This is a genomic window from Pseudomonas sp. Pseusp21, assembly GCF_059492145.1.
Genome location: NZ_CP168520.1, coordinates 2,091,130 through 2,108,064, shown reverse-complemented (window position 1 = coordinate 2,108,064; position 16,935 = coordinate 2,091,130). Strand labels below are relative to the sequence as shown.

At 59.1% G+C, this 16,935-nt stretch carries 15 protein-coding genes, 1 tRNA gene and 1 pseudogene; 10 read left to right on the top strand and 7 right to left on the bottom strand.

Going from position 1 to position 16,935, the window contains the following annotated elements:
• The first annotated feature begins 22 nt into the window (after window positions 1-22).
• A complete protein-coding gene (mgtE, locus tag ACEN93_RS09490) occupies window positions 23-1,465 on the top strand; it encodes a magnesium transporter (RefSeq protein ID WP_007960287.1) in 1,443 nt (480 codons plus the stop codon).
• Window positions 1,466-1,578: 113 nt separating this feature from the next.
• On the opposite strand, the gene ACEN93_RS09485 is transcribed toward mgtE, so the two are convergent.
• Window positions 1,579-1,905 (bottom strand): Arc family DNA-binding protein, encoded by a 327-nt coding sequence (locus ACEN93_RS09485; RefSeq protein WP_003178899.1) that lies wholly within the window; start codon window positions 1,903-1,905, stop codon window positions 1,579-1,581.
• A 389-nt stretch (window positions 1,906-2,294) separates the two neighbouring features.
• Here ACEN93_RS09485 and phnN point away from each other — a divergent pair, with 389 nt between their 5' ends.
• A complete protein-coding gene (gene phnN / locus ACEN93_RS09480) occupies window positions 2,295-2,864 on the top strand; it encodes a phosphonate metabolism protein/1,5-bisphosphokinase (PRPP-forming) PhnN (RefSeq protein ID WP_039772084.1) in 570 nt (189 codons plus the stop codon).
• Here the strand turns inward: phnN and ACEN93_RS09475 are convergent.
• Together ACEN93_RS09475 and ACEN93_RS09470 are read right to left on the bottom strand one after the other, a co-directional pair.
• Entirely contained in the window at window positions 2,839-3,018 is a 180-nt protein-coding gene (locus ACEN93_RS09475) for a PA3371 family protein (RefSeq protein WP_007960291.1), read from the bottom strand. The genes phnN and ACEN93_RS09475 overlap by 26 nt on opposite strands.
• A gap of 20 nt (window positions 3,019-3,038) precedes the next feature.
• A complete protein-coding gene (locus ACEN93_RS09470; protein WP_064598789.1) occupies window positions 3,039-3,266 on the bottom strand; it encodes a hypothetical protein in 228 nt (75 codons plus the stop codon).
• A 284-nt stretch (window positions 3,267-3,550) separates the two neighbouring features.
• On the opposite strand from ACEN93_RS09470, the gene ACEN93_RS09465 reads away from it, so the two are divergent.
• Window positions 3,551-3,627, top strand: a tRNA-Arg gene (locus ACEN93_RS09465).
• Window positions 3,628-3,682: 55 nt separating this feature from the next.
• On the opposite strand, the gene ACEN93_RS09460 is transcribed toward ACEN93_RS09465, so the two are convergent.
• On the bottom strand, window positions 3,683-4,546 hold the full coding sequence (locus ACEN93_RS09460; protein ID WP_404943279.1) for a methyl-accepting chemotaxis protein: 864 nt from the start codon (window positions 4,544-4,546) through the stop codon (window positions 3,683-3,685).
• A pseudogene (locus ACEN93_RS09455) lies at window positions 4,541-5,323 on the bottom strand (MCP four helix bundle domain-containing protein); the annotation flags it as partial. The gene ACEN93_RS09460 and the pseudogene ACEN93_RS09455, both read right to left, overlap by 6 nt.
• Before the next feature lie 366 nt (window positions 5,324-5,689).
• Here ACEN93_RS09455 and ACEN93_RS09450 point away from each other — a divergent pair.
• From ACEN93_RS09450 to ACEN93_RS09440, 3 genes are read left to right on the top strand one after another with little or no spacing between them, the layout of a single operon-like run.
• Window positions 5,690-7,090, top strand: coding sequence for a cytochrome c (locus ACEN93_RS09450; protein WP_414882118.1), 1,401 nt, complete (start codon window positions 5,690-5,692; stop codon window positions 7,088-7,090).
• A gap of 3 nt (window positions 7,091-7,093) precedes the next feature.
• The gene (locus ACEN93_RS09445) at window positions 7,094-7,648 is read left to right on the top strand and encodes a sugar dehydrogenase complex small subunit (RefSeq protein ID WP_495611332.1); all 555 of its coding nucleotides are present in this window, start codon (window positions 7,094-7,096) and stop codon (window positions 7,646-7,648) included.
• Window positions 7,645-9,279 carry a GMC family oxidoreductase gene (locus tag ACEN93_RS09440; protein ID WP_102688149.1) on the top strand — a complete coding sequence of 545 codons (1,635 nt, stop codon included), beginning with the start codon at window positions 7,645-7,647 and terminating at the stop codon, window positions 9,277-9,279. Before ACEN93_RS09445 ends, ACEN93_RS09440 begins: the two co-directional genes overlap by 4 nt.
• Window positions 9,280-9,354: 75 nt before the next feature.
• Here ACEN93_RS09440 and ACEN93_RS09435 read toward each other — a convergent pair whose 3' ends face one another.
• Window positions 9,355-10,725, bottom strand: coding sequence for a lysozyme inhibitor LprI family protein (locus ACEN93_RS09435; RefSeq protein WP_495611331.1), 1,371 nt, complete (start codon window positions 10,723-10,725; stop codon window positions 9,355-9,357).
• 215 nt (window positions 10,726-10,940) lie between these two features.
• On the opposite strand from ACEN93_RS09435, the gene ACEN93_RS09430 reads away from it, so the two are divergent.
• From ACEN93_RS09430 to ACEN93_RS09415, 4 genes are all read left to right on the top strand, one after another.
• A complete protein-coding gene (locus ACEN93_RS09430) occupies window positions 10,941-12,545 on the top strand; it encodes a tetratricopeptide repeat-containing response regulator (protein WP_085647368.1) in 1,605 nt (534 codons plus the stop codon).
• The gene (locus ACEN93_RS09425; protein ID WP_495611330.1) at window positions 12,542-13,234 is read left to right on the top strand and encodes a sensor histidine kinase; all 693 of its coding nucleotides are present in this window, start codon (window positions 12,542-12,544) and stop codon (window positions 13,232-13,234) included. Before ACEN93_RS09430 ends, ACEN93_RS09425 begins: the two co-directional genes overlap by 4 nt.
• 219 nt (window positions 13,235-13,453) lie before the next feature.
• On the top strand, window positions 13,454-14,695 hold the full coding sequence (locus ACEN93_RS09420; RefSeq protein ID WP_490844115.1) for a glutamine synthetase family protein: 1,242 nt from the start codon (window positions 13,454-13,456) through the stop codon (window positions 14,693-14,695).
• Between the two features lie 68 nt (window positions 14,696-14,763).
• Window positions 14,764-16,128, top strand: a complete 1,365-nt coding sequence (locus ACEN93_RS09415) for an MFS transporter (protein ID WP_495611329.1) — start codon at window positions 14,764-14,766, stop codon at window positions 16,126-16,128.
• Window positions 16,129-16,188: 60 nt separating this feature from the next.
• On the opposite strand, the gene ACEN93_RS09410 is transcribed toward ACEN93_RS09415, so the two are convergent.
• A complete protein-coding gene (locus tag ACEN93_RS09410) occupies window positions 16,189-16,935 on the bottom strand; it encodes a flagellar brake protein (RefSeq protein WP_039772106.1) in 747 nt (248 codons plus the stop codon).

The following is a 16,935-nucleotide window of genomic DNA, read 5'->3' as shown; positions in this document are numbered from 1 at the left end:
CTGCTGGGAGTGGAGTTCGCCTATGTCCGAAATCGAAGTAAAGAAAACACAGGAAAGCCTGCAGGATCGCCTGGCTCAGGTCGTCGAGCTGCTGCAGCGCCAGCGGGTCGTCGAAGACCTGACTCATCGCCAGGAAGGCCCGCATCATGATCGGGTCGAGAACCTGGTCCACCGGCAAAACCTCGTCGAGCTGCAACGCAAGCTCGATGATCTGCACTCCGCCGACGTCGCCTACATTCTTGAAGCCCTGCCGCTGGACGATCGTCTGACGCTCTGGCAACTGGTCAAGGCCGATCGCGACGGCGACATTCTTCTCGAAGTATCCGATTCCGTCCGTGAAACGCTGATCGCCGACATGGACGATCACGAGCTCCTGGCTGCCGCCAAGGACATGGATGCCGACGAACTTGCTGACCTGGCCTCCGAGCTGCCGCGAGACGTCGTCCATGAGCTGATGGAGACTCTGGACCAGCAGCAGCGCGAACGTGTGCGTTCGGCTCTCTCCTATGACGAGGAGCAGGTCGGTGCGCTGATGGACTTCGAGATGGTGACCATCCGTGAGGATGTCAGTCTTGAAGTGGTTCTGCGTTACCTGCGTCGTCTGAAAGAGCTGCCGGGCCATACCGACAAACTGTTCGTGGTCGATTACGACGGTGTGCTCAAGGGCGTGCTGCCGATCAAGCGTTTGCTGGTCAATGATCCGGAGAAACAGGTTTCCGAAGTCATGGCGAGTGACCCGGTGAGTTTCCACCCGGACGAAGACGCCTACGACGCCGCTCAGGCGTTCGAACGTTACGACTTGATCTCGGCCCCGGTGGTCGACAAGAACGGCAAGCTGATCGGCCGTCTGACCATCGACGAAATGGTCGACCTGATTCGTGAAGAGAGCGAAAGCGAAGTCCTCAATATGGCGGGTCTGCGTGAAGAGGAAGACATCTTCGCCTCCGTCTGGAAGTCCCTGCGCAACCGTTGGGCGTGGCTGGCGATCAACCTGATCACGGCGTTCGTCGCATCGCGGGTGATCGGCCTGTTCGAAGGTTCGATCGAGAAGCTGGTGGCCTTGGCAGCGCTGATGCCGATCGTGGCGGGCATCGGCGGTAACTCCGGCAACCAGACGATTACCATGATCGTTCGCGCCATGGCCCTCGATCAGGTCAGCACTGGCAATACCTCGCGCCTGATGCGCAAAGAGCTGGCCGTTGCGTTGATCAACGGTTTGGTCTGGGGCGGGGTGATCGGTGTGGTCGCTTACTTGCTCTATGGCAGCTGGTCGCTGGGTGTGGTCATGACGGCCGCCATGACATTGAACCTGCTGCTGGCAGCGTTGATGGGGGTGTTGATCCCGATGACCCTGGCCAAGATGGGGCGCGATCCGGCGATGGGCGCCAGCGTGATGATCACGGCCATGACCGACAGTGGTGGCTTCTTCATCTTCCTGGGGTTGGCGACGATCTTCCTGCTCTGACCGACAGTATTGAAACAGCCCGCCGATTGGCGGGCTTTTTTTCGTCCATGAAAAGCCGAATTGCGGGCAAAAAAAAGCCAGCATTCATGCTGGCTTGAGGTGTTCGGTGTGGCTCAGGATGCGTCTGCGGCCATTTCGGCGTCGTGGGCGATCAGAGAAACCAGTGCGTTCTGCTGGCGATGGGAGAGTTGGCGGAAGCGTTGCAGCAACTCGCGTTCGTGCAGCGACAGCTCCGGGCTGTCCAGGCGCATGCTCAGCTCTTCGCCCAGTGCACCTTCCTGAATAAGACTCTGCTCAAGGCGCGCAATGATCTCGGAGTTCATGCTGCGATGATGATTGCGAGCCACCTCGGCAATGCGTTCACGCATTCCGTCTGGCAGACGTACGACGAACTTGTCAGCCGTACGGCTGGAATAAATTGCCTGTTTCAATGGGCGCATATATTTAACCGGTTAGTTCAGGGGAGCGGTTCTCGGGATTGGCCGCAGGATGTGTTCTAGGACAAGCATCCGCGCCAAATGGTTCAACCTGAATTGTTAAGAGGCGCGCATCATGCCTCAAAATTGCCAGATCATTGGCGTCAATTCTGTGACAAATATTGATCCGGGTAAAGGCGTAATGCCAGCACCAATTATCAGAAATGCGGACTGGTTTGAAAAGAAAGCATCTGCCCGTATTGCTGACCGCGTCCTGAAACACGTCGTCTGATGCCCGAAGACGTCAGAACGTGCATGCTATGCAGGTTGAATCGTTGTTCCTTACCTTGTACAGGATAGTGGCAAATGGCCGATTTACTAGGGGCAAATGTCCGCCGGAGGGCGTTTTCAGGATGGATGGCAGGCTGATTTACCTCATGGGACCTTCCGGCTCCGGCAAGGACAGTCTGATCGAGGCAGCGCGTGAGCCTTTAAGGGCGTTGAACTGCGAAATCATCAGGCGAGTGATCACCCGTTCGGCCGAATCCGTGGGTGAGGATGCAATCGGTGTGGCGCCGCAGGAGTTCGAGCGACGTCAGCGTGCCGGCGAGTTTTCACTGGCGTGGCAGGCTAACGGTCTCGCCTACGGCATTCCGGTGGAAATGGATCAATGGCTGAAAACCGGCAAACACGTCCTGGTAAACGGCTCTCGGGCAAACCTTCGACAAGCGCTGGAAAGTTACCCGACTTTGGTGCCGGTGTTGCTGACAGTTCGGGAGGATGTTCTGCGTGAGCGCCTGCTCCGGCGTGGCCGGGAGACGCTTGACCAGATCGATGCGAGGCTGGCGCGCAATACGCTGTTCAAGGACAGGCGTTCAACTGATAGTCCTGTGCACCTGATCGACAACTCGGGCGCTCTGGCCGATGCAGTCAATCATCTGCTGGAGCTGGTCAGGTTCAGCGCAATACCGGGTCAAACTTGATCTTGCGCCCGGCCACCAGTGCCAATACGAACAGCGCCGAAAAGACGCCGCAACCGATCAGGGGCAGGGATATTTCGGTTTCCTCGAACAGCGAAAAATGCCCGAGGCCACTCAATAAGGCGAGGATCAGAAATCCTGCAGCTGACTTGGACATGCTGTACTCCTGAAGATATTTCAAAAAACCAGACGTTCAGTCGAATGCGTCGGCAACGCCTGTTCAGACTCGCTGACTGCTTGCGGGGCAAAGCTCTTATCGCTCAACACCGCCCATTGCGGCGCCTTCTGCACTTGCAGGTAGTGCGGCATGCGTCCGGCCACTTTTTCGTTATCCGCGGGGGCGAAGTGAAAGCCGACCAGAACGGCCAATGCGATTGCATTTGCGAACACGAGGGCGCTGTTCATGAGACGAGTCTCCGATTGTTCTTGTATAAGAACCGGTAAAGCAGCCGTCGTGCCAATAGTCTAACCGCTGTTAAGTCCTTTAAAAACAAGCATTTAGCAGGGTTTTTCGGATGTGCCGCATTGCATTTTGCAATGGTGGCTTTTTGCGGCGATGCAAATTGCACGGTAAAACGTCCGGCACCCTTGCAAGGCGCCTGCCTACACTTAAAAAGCCCTGCGGACGACATGACAAAACAGGGCCCGGCCGTTAACATGCACGCCGTCTGTCGCACCGACAGATTTGCGTCCCAGTAGCTCAATTGGATAGAGCATCCCCCTCCTAAGGGGAAGGTTGGCAGTTCGAACCTGCCCTGGGACACCATCTATTGAAAAAGCCCCGCGCAGAGTGATCTGGCGGGGCTTTTTTTGTCGCGAGTTTACAATCGGAAGCGACTGACCAGGGTGTTGAACGACGCCGCCAGGTTGGACAGTTCCTGGGTCGAGGCGCTGGTCTGATGCGCGCCTGCCGCCGTCTGGGTGGAGAGATCCTGGATGTTGACCAGATTTCGGTCCACTTCCCGAGCTACGTGTGCCTGTTCTTCCGAGGCTGTCGCGATGACGAGGTTGCGGTCATTGATCTGCGAGATGCCGTCGGCAATCAGCTCCAGGGCCTGGCCGGTCGCTTGCGCCAGTGACTGGGTTTCGCTGACCAGCGCCTGGCTTTTGCCCATGGCGCCGACGGCTTCGTCTGCACTGTTGCGAACGTCGTTGATCATGCCTTCGATTTCCCCTGTCGAAGCCTGGGTTCTTGCCGCCAGGGCTCGTACCTCGTCGGCGACCACGGCAAAACCTCGACCTTGCTCACCCGCGCGCGCAGCCTCGATGGCGGCGTTAAGCGCCAGCAGATTGGTTTGCTCGGCAATCCCCCGGATCACATCGAGAACTTTGCCGATGTCTCGAACTTTCTCCGCCAGATCCTTGACCATGGTGGTGGAGGTGGCGATTTCCGTGGTTGCATGGTTGATCGCGGCAACGGCGTTTCGCGCTTGATCGCGTCCGTTACTGGCTTCCCGGCTGGTGGTCTGGGAGGCCTCGGAGGTGGATACCGCATTGCGCGCAACTTCCTCCACGGCGGAGGTCATTTCCGTGACAGCCGTCGCTGCCTGCTGGATCTCGTCGTTCTGACGAATCAGTCCGCGGCTTCCATTGTCAGTGACGGCGGTGAGTTCTTCGGCAGCGGAAGCCAGTTGATCCGCCGCGCTGGCAATCTGCTGAATGGTGCTTTTCAGACTGCCCTGCATCTCGGCCAGGGCCGTGAGCAACTGGCCGGCCTCGTCGCGGCCGGTGCTGACGATGTTTTGAGTCAAGTCGCCCCCAGCGATGCTTCGGGCGCTTTCAACGGCTTTGGAGATGGGGCGGCTGATCAGTCGGCTGATGAACAGGCCGAGCAAAATCGCGGCAACAAAGGCCAGCACGATGCCGATGTACAGCGAGGTCTTGGCGGAGGACTCCGTCAGAACCGATCGTTTTGCGGCTTCGCTGACCTGCATGTCGTTGGAGTTGGTCATGATGGTCAATTCATCCATGACGACGCGATAGTTTTTCTGCAGGTCGCCGAGCAGCAGTTCGCGACCATTTTCCAGGTCGCCGGACTTCATCAGGGTCAGATACCTTTGCACGATCGCCTGGTAAACGGGCCAGGCTTTCTCCATCCGGTCGCCCGCCGCACGTTCGTCGTCGGCAAGCTCGGTTTTCCGGTATTCGGCAAAGGCTTTTTCGCTCGCCAACTGGTTGGCGCTCATCGAGGCGAGAAATTCGTCTTTGGTGCTCTGGGGCAGGTTGGCGGCAGTGGCGACGTAAAGCCGATACATGTCACGGGTCTGTCCGACAGCCTTGATTTTGGTCTGCGCAATGTTGGCGACGGCGACGAGGTTGTTACCGAACACCGATCTGAGGCTTGTCGAGAGTTCGGTCACTCCCCGGCTTCCCAGCAGGCCCACCCCCAGGGTGATGAAGGCGCACGCCGCGAAGGCCGTGATCAATTTCGTGGAAAGTCTTGCGTCATTCAACCAACTCATAAGGGGCATCCTGCTGACATGTGGGGGCGGGTCAATATCGAGCGCAGCTCGTAAGCAAATGGCTTGTCGTCGTACATCTTTCGGCTGCGGAGTCCACAACTGTAGGGTTACCAGTTGTTTCTTATCTAAATATATTCCGCATTAAACCCCCTTGTAACCAGCGTTCTAGAGCATTCAGCACATACATACAAAAGATGGCACTTGGCCTTTTCTATTTGTTGCCAAGTGTTACATTATGTGGAATATTCCAATAAATACGTACGACATCGTACCTCTTCGTCCTTGTCGCTCAAGATGACGAGGACGCTGTGTTCGTGATTTCCAGAACCGTGAAAAAAAAGAACGAAGCAGCCTAGGGTAGGACTCATGTCGCGTCGCATTGATAAAGGGAAACGCAGGGGGTACGCCTCTGCCGGATTGGTTACGCTGCTGATCGCCATAGCTGGCACCGCGTACGGCGAGACGCTCGACAGCACGGCCTCGGCGGGCAAGCGTCTGGCGGTAGCGGCTGACTGTGTGGCTTGCCATACGGCGCCAGGCGGCAAGGCTTTTGCGGGTGGCTATCCGCTCAGCTCACCGATGGGCACGATCTACTCGACCAACATCACGCCTTCGAAAACGGCGGGTATCGGCAATTACACGTCTGAGCAATTCGCCCGTGCGGTCCGTGACGGGGTGGCGGCCGATGGCACTCGGCTGTACCCGGCGATGCCCTATACCTCTTATTCGAAGATGACCGACAGCGACATTGCTGCGCTCTACGACTACTTCATGCATGAAGTGGCGCCGGTCGATACGCTGAACCAGAAAACCGCTCTGGATTTCCCGTTCAATATCCGCGCATCGATGATTGGCTGGAACGCGCTGTTCCACAGCAAAACACGCTTCACGCCGGATCCGGCCAAGTCTGCCGAGGTCAACCGTGGCGACTATCTGGTCAACGGCCTGGCTCACTGCGATACCTGCCATACACCGCGCAATGTCCTGATGGCTGCCGACAGCGCAAAACCGTTGGCCGGCGGATCACTGGGCAGTTGGTATGCCCCCAATATCACTTCCGACAAAGTCAGCGGCATCGGTGCCTGGTCGAGCGACGAGATCGTGGCCTATCTGCGTACCGGTCACGTCGAGGGCAAGGCCCAGGCGGCAGGCCCAATGGCCGAAGCGGTGGAGAACAGTCTGCAGCATCTGAGCGATGTGGATCTCAAGGCCATCGCGGCCTATCTGCTGCAGACGGCGCCGATCAACAACGGGGAAACCAAAGCCCGCCACGAGTACGGTCAGGCCTCGGTCGATGAATTGACGCTGCGCGGAGGCAAACCGGGGGATAACCCGGGCTGGCACATATTCAGTGGCACTTGCGCCAACTGCCATCAGCCGAACGGTCAAGGCACGCGGGAATACCCATCGCTGTTTCACAACACCGCCACCAGTCGCAGCGACAACCTGATCGCGACCATCGTGTACGGCGTGCATCGTGAAGTCGACGGTGTGGCCATCGACATGCCGGGCTTCGGCCCGGACGCGTTGTTCACCGATCGCCTGAACGACCAGCAGATTGCCGACGTCAGCAACTACGTGCTGTCGCGCTACGGCAATGCCGACACGGTTGTCACCGCCGCCGATGTGGCACAGCTACGCAACGGTGGGCCCCAGGCGCCACTGGCAGTAATGGCGAAGTTTACGACCCCGGTCATCATTCTCGTGTGCTTGTTGATCGGCCTGGGCGCATGGGCCTTGATTGCACGTCGGCGCAAGGAGGCCTGAGCAATGGACACTTCAATGACGCAAAAACACGAAAAAACTCAAACCGAAAGCTCGGCCGGGCTCACTCGCCGCAATCTGTTGCGCGGTTCCGTGACGCTGGGCCTGGCCGCGATGATCGGCAGTGCGCTGCCCTGGCAGTCGGTGCTGGCAGTCCAGGTATCGAGCGACGATTTCATTGCGCTGTCGCAGTTTCTGGTCAGCCGTGCGGTCAATCCGGTTCTGGCCGCTCGTTATTACGCCGCGCTGGACAAGCGCGCGCCGAATTTCTCGACCAACGTGATTGCCTTGAAGCAATTGATCGGCGCACAGGGTTACAAGCATGTCGATGAATACCTGGCGCAGCCGAATCCGGATCCGTCGCTGCGGGCCACGGCCACCAGCATCATTTCCGCCTGGTATCTGGGCGTCGTCGGTGAGCCGGCGGATGCCGAGTTGATCAGCTATTCCCTCGCCATGATGTATCAGCCCACTCACGGCATTCTCATCATTCCAACCTACGGTGGCGGCCCGGATTCATGGGGTCCCAAACCAGCAGTCATTCAGGACTCGACAGTATGAGCAGCGATCAATTCGACGCCGATGTGGTGATCATCGGTTCCGGTGTCATGGGCGGTCTGATCGCCACGGGCCTGGCCAAAGCGAACAAGTCGGTGATCGTGCTCGAGGCCGGTCCCCGGGTGAATCGCCGTGATGTGGTGGAAACATTCCGCAATGCCCCGGTGAAACTCTCGCTGGCCAATGCCAAGCTGCAGGGCGCGGGGTCGCCCTATCCGAGCCTGCCTCACGCGCCGTCGACCTACGGCGACTATTTGCAGCAGGTAGGGCCAGTGAAATACAACACTTCTTACTTGCGTGTGGTGGGCGGCACCACCTGGCACTTCGGTTCCTCGCTGTGGCGCATGCTGCCCAACGATTTTCGTCTCAAGTCGCTGTATGGCCGTGGTCGTGACTGGCCTATCAGTTATGACGAACTGGAACCGTATTACGCTCGGGCTGAAATCGAACTGGGCGTTTCCGGTGTCGACGGCCAGGACGAAAGCGGGCAGGGCGGGGACGCCTATCCGCCGCGCTCGATTCCCTATCCGATGGAGGGCCTTAAACCGAGCTACATGTTCAAGCGCCTTTCCGAATTGCTCAGCAAGGGTGGGTATAACCCGATCCTCGAGCCGAATGGCCGGGCGACCCGCCCCTATGGCAAGCGGCCTCCCTGCGCTGGCAACAACAACTGCAATCCGGTGTGTCCGATTGCCGCCAAGTACGACGGTTCGATGCACATCGATGAGGCCGAGCGCCATGGCGCCAAGGTGCTGGACAACTCTGTCGTCTACAAGATCGAGGCGGGCGACGACGGCAAGATCACCGCGATCTGGTACATGCGCCCCGACAAGACCAAACACAAACTGACCGCCCGGGCCTTTGTACTGGCGGCGTACGGTATCGAGTCGCCGAAGCTGCTGTTGATGTCGACCTCGGAAAAGTACCCGAACGGGATTGCCAACTCCTCGGATCAGGTCGGGCGCAACCTGATGGACCACACCGGCATCAGCATGAACGTCATGACCAAGGAAGACATGTGGCCGGGCGAAGGGCCGACGCAATTGCTGGTCTATCTGAACAGCCGCGATGGTGCGTTTCGCAACGATTACCCGAGCTACAAGATCAAGGTGCGCAACACCGTGCCGACGTCGCAGATCACTTCGAACCTGATTGCCAAAGGCGTGCTGGGCTCGAAGCTCGATGAGCAGATCCGCCTGCAATCGGCGCGCTCCCTGAACTGGGCTGTCGACTTCGAAACCCTGCCACTGCCGGAGAATCGGGTCACCCCGAGCAAGACCAAGTTCGACGCCATCGGTCTGCCGGTTCCCGAGATCTACTACAGCGTTCCCGACTACTGGCACGCCGGCAAAGAGAAGGCTCTGGAGGACTTCAAACAGTTTGCGAAACTGCTCGACGCCGACATCCTCAGCACCGACACGGGCTTCCAGAACCGTCAGCACATCATGGGCACCACCATCATGGGCGATGACCCAAAAGACTCGGTGGTGGACCGCGATTGCCGCAGTCACGACCATTCCAACCTGTTCATCGCAGGCACGAGCGTCATGCCATCGTCCTCCTGCGTGAACCCGACGCTGACAGGTGCGGCATTGAGTATTCGGATTGCCGATGTGTTGGTGGCGGAGGTCTGAGAAGCGCCCTGAAGTGAAAAGCCCCACGCAGAGAAATCTGGTGGGGCTTTTTTGTATTTCGAAAGGCGCGAAGCTTTAGAAATTATCAGCTCCGCCTTCGGTTTTGCCGACTGACGTGCTGACCTGGGTGATATGTCGGCGCCCGTTCACTGAATAACTGCGCTGCGGATCTTCGGACTCCGGCTTGCGCATCAACAGTACCGCAGGAAGACCGTTTTTTTCGTCGTAGGTACCGAACCAGTTGATCAGTCTTGCGACATAACAATCATCACCAATGATCACGGGGAAGTCGGCGACAGGTTCGATTGCGTAGTAGCTCGCACCGTAGCCGTAGTACTCCTCACTGTCCTTGGCGGTTTTGGGGATGGGGCAGAGTGGTTTTTTCTGCTGTCCCGTCATCCCCGCATGTGCGTCCAGACCGGTCACAGCTTTGGCGAGCACCTTCTGCAGGGACGGTTCCAGTTCGTAGGCTTTATCGCTGTCCTCGATGTACTGAGTGTGTGGAACCTTCAGTTGGTAGTCATAGCGCACGCTGACTGTCGGCACTTGCCTGTTGACCTTCAGAGGATTGAGCAGATAGACCTGATCTTCGCCGTAGCTGCCGTTTCGGTAGGCGAAATAGATTTTTCCGCGAGCACCGATCAGGTACACGGCCTGATTGGCACCGCGGTCATTGGTATAGAAAAGGACGCTGTCGTTACTGTTCTGAGGGACGAACTCAGCAGTTCTCCTGATAAATCTGCCGTCACTCCGACGCCAGGTTTCCGTGTAATGAAACATCCCGGTGCCGCCGGAGTAGGTTTCCACGATGAGATCGCGCTGACCGTCCCCATCCAGATCCATCAGGGTGTAAGAGGTTTGGCCGGACTCTGCGGCTCCCTTGATGTCGGATGCTTGCAGTGCTTTCCACTCGTCTTGCGTGACATCTTTGGGGATGGTCGTGGGGAAGAGCGGTTGCTCATCCTCATCCAGCTCGGCTGAAAACGAGCTGCCGATGGAGCCAAGGGTCAGAGAATTCAGCGCCCGCTCCAGCGCAAACTCCGGGTTCTCCTTGCTCATCTCCCGAATCCGTTGCTGCAGATCCTCCATGACCTGTTTATCGATCTCGTCCGGCTTGTAGGCCACCGCGTCGATCCACTGCGCGTGCAAGACCTGCAAACGATCCTGATAACGCTGGCTCAGGCAACTGACCTCCTCGCCACATCCATCACGCTCCCTGAGCCACTGGCGCTGAGCCTTTTTCACTTCGGCCTGCTCCGGGGCAGCTTTCATCAACTTCCGATAAGCCGCCCCCATCTGCGCATCCAGCTCATACAACGGCTTGTCCGCGCAAATCGCTTTCTCCACAACACTCGCCGCCTTTGTGCAGTCCATTCCGCTCGCCAGTGCCTGCTGAAAAAACAGCAGCGCACAGGCCGATACGATGTAGCGTCCCTTGATGTACACGATGAATCCTTTGCCATTGGAAGGTGAGAACCGCCGCGCAGGGTAATCCTTGCGCAACGAATCTTGAACCCCCGCTTCAAGAGAATCGCTGATCCGGCCGATAACCCGTTCGGTGACTACAGAGTCGCGCGAAATCGCTTGATAGCATTTGGCCGGCAGCTATCATCTGCGCGCCTGGAAATGGTCCATCTTCTTCAATTGCCTGGAAATCCTCGATGCTGTCGTATCACCAAAAGAGTTTTCTGATCGTCGATGATTTCTCGGATTTCCGCAGTTCCGTGCGTTCGATGTTGCGCGAGTTGGGTGTCAAGGATGTGGACACCGCCGACACGGGTGAGCAGGCGCTGAAAATGTGCGCGCAGAAGTCCTACGATTTCATCCTTCAGGACTTCCACCTCGGTGACGGCAAGAAGAACGGCCAGCAGGTGCTGGAAGACCTGATGATGGAGAAGCTGATCAGCCACGAAGCGGTGTTCGTGATGGTCACGGCCGAGACCAGTCAGGCGATGGTGCTCAGTGCCCTGGAGCACGAGCCGGACGCGTACCTGACCAAGCCGTTCAACCGTTCCGGCCTGGCTCAGCGCCTGGAGCGTCTGGAGCAGCGCAAGACCCTGCTCAAGCCGATTCTGCAAGCCCTCGACCGTGGCAAACCGATGGAAGTGCTCAACGCCTGCATCGCCCTGTGCAAACAGGACATCCGCTATTCGCCGCTGTGCCTGCGTTATCGCGCCGATGCGTTGCGCGACATGAACCAGAACGAAGCGCTCGAGCGCCTTTACGACAGCATCATCGCTGACCGGCCGTTGCCGTGGGCGTTTGCCGGGTTGGGCAAGTTGCTGTTCAAGCGTGGGCAGGTCAGTCAGGCCAAGGGCGTTTACGAAAAAGCCCTGAAGGTCTTCCCGATGATGCCGGCGCTGTATGACGGCATGGCTGACGTGCTGGTCGCCGAAGGCGATACCAAAGGCGCGCAGCAAGTGCTGGAGGAAGCGATTCGCCTGTCGCCGCTGGCAGTGCGCCGTCAGGCATTGCTGGGCAAGCTGGCGATGGCCAACGAAGATTTCGACACCGCTTCCCGGGCTTATCGCCAGGCGGTGAATCAGGGCGCGCAATCGCGCTTCAAGGATCCGGAAAGCAATCTCGGCCTGGCCCATGCCTTGATCAGCAAAGGCAGTGAGCGCGGGCTCGATACCCGAACGCGTCTGGAGATCAACACCACCCTCAGCGCCGTGGCCAAGGAAAACCCGACCGATCCGGGCCTGCAGATTCGTGCGCGTCTGATGAAGGCTACGAGCCTGTTGCTCAACGATGCCGAGACCGCCGAAAAACTCACCGAACAAGCGCTGATGCGCCTCGACGGCATGGAGCAGTTCATGAGCCCCGAGGCCGCGTTGCTGGTGGCCAAGCAATTGCAGATGCTCGGCCAGACCGAGGCGGGCACCTCGATGCTCAAGAGTTGTGCGGAAATCTACGGCGATGACCCGACGGTGATGAAAGACATCGCCAAGCTCACCGACGACCCGACTATTCTCAGCTCCAGCAACGCGGCCGCCGACCTCAACCGGCAGGGCGTGCGCGTGTACAAGACCGGGAACCTGGTGGAGGCCCGCGAGGTGTTCCGCAAGGCGCTGAAGATGCAACCGAAGAACATCAGTATTGCGCTGAACATGGCCCAGTCGCTGCTGCACGGCACCGACACCAATGTGCCGTCGGCGGAGCTGGAAGAATGTCGGGCCTGCCTGAAACTGGTGGGCATGATGCCCGATACCGACGCGCGTTATCCGCGTTATCAGAAGCTGAAAAGCAAGGCGTTTGGCGAATGAACCAAGACGAGCAGGCACTGGATTTTTCCACGGTGATCGCCTCCACCGTGCACGACATGAAGAACTCTCTGGCGATGCTGATGCAGGCCCACAGCCAATGGCTGGCACGCTTGCCCGCAGCGCAGCGCCAGGGGCCGGAGCAGGGCGTGATCGACTTCGAGTTCGCCCACCTCAACGGCATGCTGGTGCAGTTGCTCGGGCTGTACAAGCTCGGGGTCAATCAGATGCCGTTGCAGCCGGCTTATCACGAGCTGGACGACTTCATCGAGGCGCAACTGGCGGCGCATCAGGAAGTGTTCGCCAGTCGTGGAATCCTCGCCACTTACGAAGTCGATCCGCTCAGTCCGCTGGGTTTCTTTGATCGCGAACTGATCGCCTCGGTGCTGGGCAACTGCATCAACAACGCCATCCGCTACGCCCGCGAATCGCTGCTGATCACCGTCAGCGACGAAGCCGGGCAACTGGTGCTGAGCATCAATGACGACGGCGACGGTTACCCGGCCGAAATGCTCGAGCGCCAGTCCGATTACGTGCAGGGCATCAACCACAGCAGTGGCAGTACCGGCCTTGGTCTGTACTTCGCCGGACGCATCGCCGCGCTGCATCAGCGCAACGGTGTTGGCGGCCGGACCGAGATCCGCAATGGCGGCCCGTTGGGCGGCGGCGTGTTCAGTATTTACCTGCCCTGAATCACCGATTCATCGACCGGAATTCTTTTTGTTGGCTGCTGCTTGATATTCCGAACAGCCGAAGCCTATTTTGTCCGGGTCGCCGTTCGCGGCTCGCACAATAACAAGGATTGCGTCATGACAACCGATGGCCAGCGTTCACTCGCGCAGCGATTGACGGGCATTGATGAGATTGAATGTGTCACGCCGGATTTGAACGGTGTGCCACGGGGCAAGGTAATGACCGCCGAGGGTTTCCTCGAAGGGCGGCGTTTGCAGTTGGCCCGGGGGGTGCTGCTGCAATGCATCATGGGTGGTTATCCCGCCGCGAAATTCTATGGCAGCGATGACGGTGACCTGGCGCTGGTGGCCGATCCCGCGCAGATCCATCCGTTGCCATGGAGTGAAGAGCCACGGGCCTTGGCAATCTGTGATGCCGACGAACTGACCGGCGAAAGCTCCAACCTGTCGACCCGTGGCCAGCTCAAAAAAGTCATTGCCCGCTACGCGGCCCTCGGTCTGGCGCCGGTGGTGGCAACCGAACTCGAATTTTTTGTGTTCGCTCCGAACACCGACCCGACCCAACCGTTCCAGCCGCCAGTCGGTCTCGACGGTCGTCGCGAGGACGGTCATTCGGCGTTCAGCGTCAGTTCCAACAACGGTCTGCGACCGTTCTTCAGTGAAGTCTATAAATGTATGGCGGCTCTGGGCCTGCCACGCGATACCTTCATGCACGAAATGGGCGTCAGCCAGTTCGAGATCAACCTGCTGCACGGTGATCCGCTGCTGCTGGCCGACCAGACCTTTCTGTTCAAGCATCTGCTCAAGGAAGTCGCGCTCAAGCACGGCCTGACCGTGGTGTGCATGGCCAAGCCGCTGGCGCACACGCCGGGCAGTTCGATGCACATTCACCAGAGCATCGTCGAGATCGGCAGCGGCAAGAATGTGTTCAGTGACGCGGACGGTCAGCCGACTGCAATGTTCCGCCACTTCATCGGTGGGCAGCAGGCGGGCATGGCTGATTTCACCGCGCTGTTTGCGCCGAACGTCAATTCGTATCAACGGCTGTGCCATCCGTTTGCCTCGCCGAACAATGCCTGCTGGTCCCACGACAACCGCGCTGCCGGCCTGCGCATTCCGGCCAGTTCGCCGGTTGCGCGTCGGGTCGAGAACCGTTTGCCGGGGGCCGATGCCAACCCGTACCTGGCGATTGCCGCAAGCCTGGCCGCCGGCTTGTACGGCATCGAGCATGAACTCGAGCCAAGCGAAGCGATTCAGGGCGAGTTCGACGTGCCGGACAATCTTTCGCTGCCGTGTACCTTGCACGCGGCGCTCGAACGTCTGAAACGCAGCCAGCTTGCAAAGGAACTGTTCGGCACGGAGTTCATCGAAGGCTACATCGCTTCGAAGACCATGGAGTTGACCAGTTTCTTTGATGAAATCACTCCCTGGGAACGCCGTGTTCTAGCAGCCCAGGCCTGACGAAATGTCGCCGTCGGGCTATCGTTTGATAGCCCGATACTTACTGCAAGGAGCCGCTCGGAACGCCGATGCGCCAAATCTGGAAATCCTTTCGAGCGCTGTATTTCGCCTCGCTGATGATGTTGATCGGCTCGGGCCTTCTTTCTACTTATCTGGCTTTGCGTCTGGCTGCCGACTATGTCGACGGGTTGTGGGTCGGTGCGTTGATGGCGGCCAACTATTTCGGTCTGGTGCTGGGCGGCAAGATCGGTCACCGACTGATTGCCCGGGTCGGGCATATCCGCGCCTACTCGGCGTGTGCCGGGATCGTCGGTGCGGCGGTGCTCGGTCATGGCCTGGTGGACTGGTTGCCGGCGTGGCTGGTGCTGCGGACCATCGTCGGCCTCGGCATGATGTGCCAGTACATGGTCATCGAGAGCTGGCTGAACGAGCAGGCCGACGCCAATCAGCGCGGTCTGGTGTTCAGCGGCTACATGATCGCGTCGTACCTGGGGCTGGTACTCGGTCAGCTGATTCTGGTCATGCACCCGGGCCTTGGTCTGGAACTGCTGATGCTGGTCGCGTTGTGTTTTGCCCTGTGTCTGGTGCCGGTGGCACTGACGCGGCGGATTCACCCGGCACCGCTGCATCCGGCGCCGATGGAGCCGCGCTTCTTTATCAAGCGCGTGCCGCAGTCGCTGAGTACGGTCCTCGGGGCAGGGCTGATCATCGGTTCGTTCTACGGTCTGGCGCCGCTGTATGCCTCGCAGCAGGGGCTGTCCACCGAACAGGTCGGTCTGTTCATGGGTAGCTGCATTTTTGCCGGGCTGGTGGTGCAGTGGCCGCTGGGCTGGTTGTCCGACCGCTATGACCGGGCGCTGTTGATCCGCTGTTTCGCGCTGTTCCTCGCGGTTGCTTCGTTGCCGCTGGCGATCCTGCCGCAAGTGCCGCTGGAGGTACTGTTCGTGGTCGGCTTCCTCTGTTCGCTGGTGCAGTTCTGCCTGTACCCGTTGGCGGTGGCGTTCTCTAACGACCACGTCGAAGGCGAGCGTCGGGTGTCGCTGACGGCGATGCTGCTGGTGACTTACGGCGTGGGGGCGAGTATCGGGCCGCTGGCGGCCGGGGTGCTGATGAAGCTGTTCGGGCCGCAGAGTCTGTACGCGTTCTTCACCTTTTTCGCGCTGGTGCTGGTATGGCGGATCCGGCCGAAAGCCGTGACCAATCTGCACCAGGTCGATGATGCGCCGCTGCATCACGTGGCGATGCCGGACAGCATGTCCAGTTCGCCGCTGGTGGCAGCGCTTGACCCGCGGGTTGACGAGCAGGTGGTGCAGGAGCAGATGCAGAATACGGTCGCTCCGGAGCCTGAACCTGAACCCGAGCCAGAACCTGTCGCGTCAACCGACTCGACAATCGAAGGCGAAGGGCCGGACATCAGCCCCGCCAGGCCGTGATTCAGGCATAAAAAAACGGGCAGTCACCGCAGTGACTGCCCGTTTTTTCATGCATGCCGATCAGAGGTCGTCTTTATCGAACCGACGCGCTTCGCGTTGCAGTTGATAAACGAAACGCTCGACGTTGCGCGCCGCCGGGCCGCTGATGTTGTGAAAGCGCAGGCCGGCGAAGGTGATGTTGAGTTTTTCTTCGAAATGCAGGTAACGCAGCTCGACCGAAGTCGGCTGGTTGCCGAACAGCGGCGCGGCGATCAGGCGATCATAAACCTGGCCCAGTTGCAGGCGGTCGGTGATGTCGCCTTCGAAGCGCAGTTTGCAGCCGGTGGCGGAGATATCCAGCAGTTTGCCGCCGATAGGCGACTTGAGCTTTTCGCCGCCCAGTTCGACGCTGACCAGGTCGGTCAGCTTCAAAGCGGCGCGGAACGCATTGCGGCGCTGGTGATAAACCACTTCGGTGGGCAGGTCGCCGGTGTAGAAGCGATCGCCACTGGATTCTTCGATGTTCAGCGTGCCGTTGCATTCCCAGGCAATGCGCACGCCGTCATGAAAACCTTCGACCTTGAACGGCTCGCCGGCGAGCAGGAAGCGTTCGCCATCGCGCGGGATCATCTCGTCCAGGGCAATCGTGGCGGTTTCCCGGTCAACCTTGATCAGGTAGCTCTGGAAGCGCTGGCTGCGCTCGTGGAAGGTGATGATCAGAGGATCATGGCTTTCTTGCAGCTGGCGCAGGTTGCTGGAGATTTCCAGAGGTGTAGTGAGCACCTTTGGGGGCTGCGGAGCATCATCCGCGCTGAGGACGTTGGACAC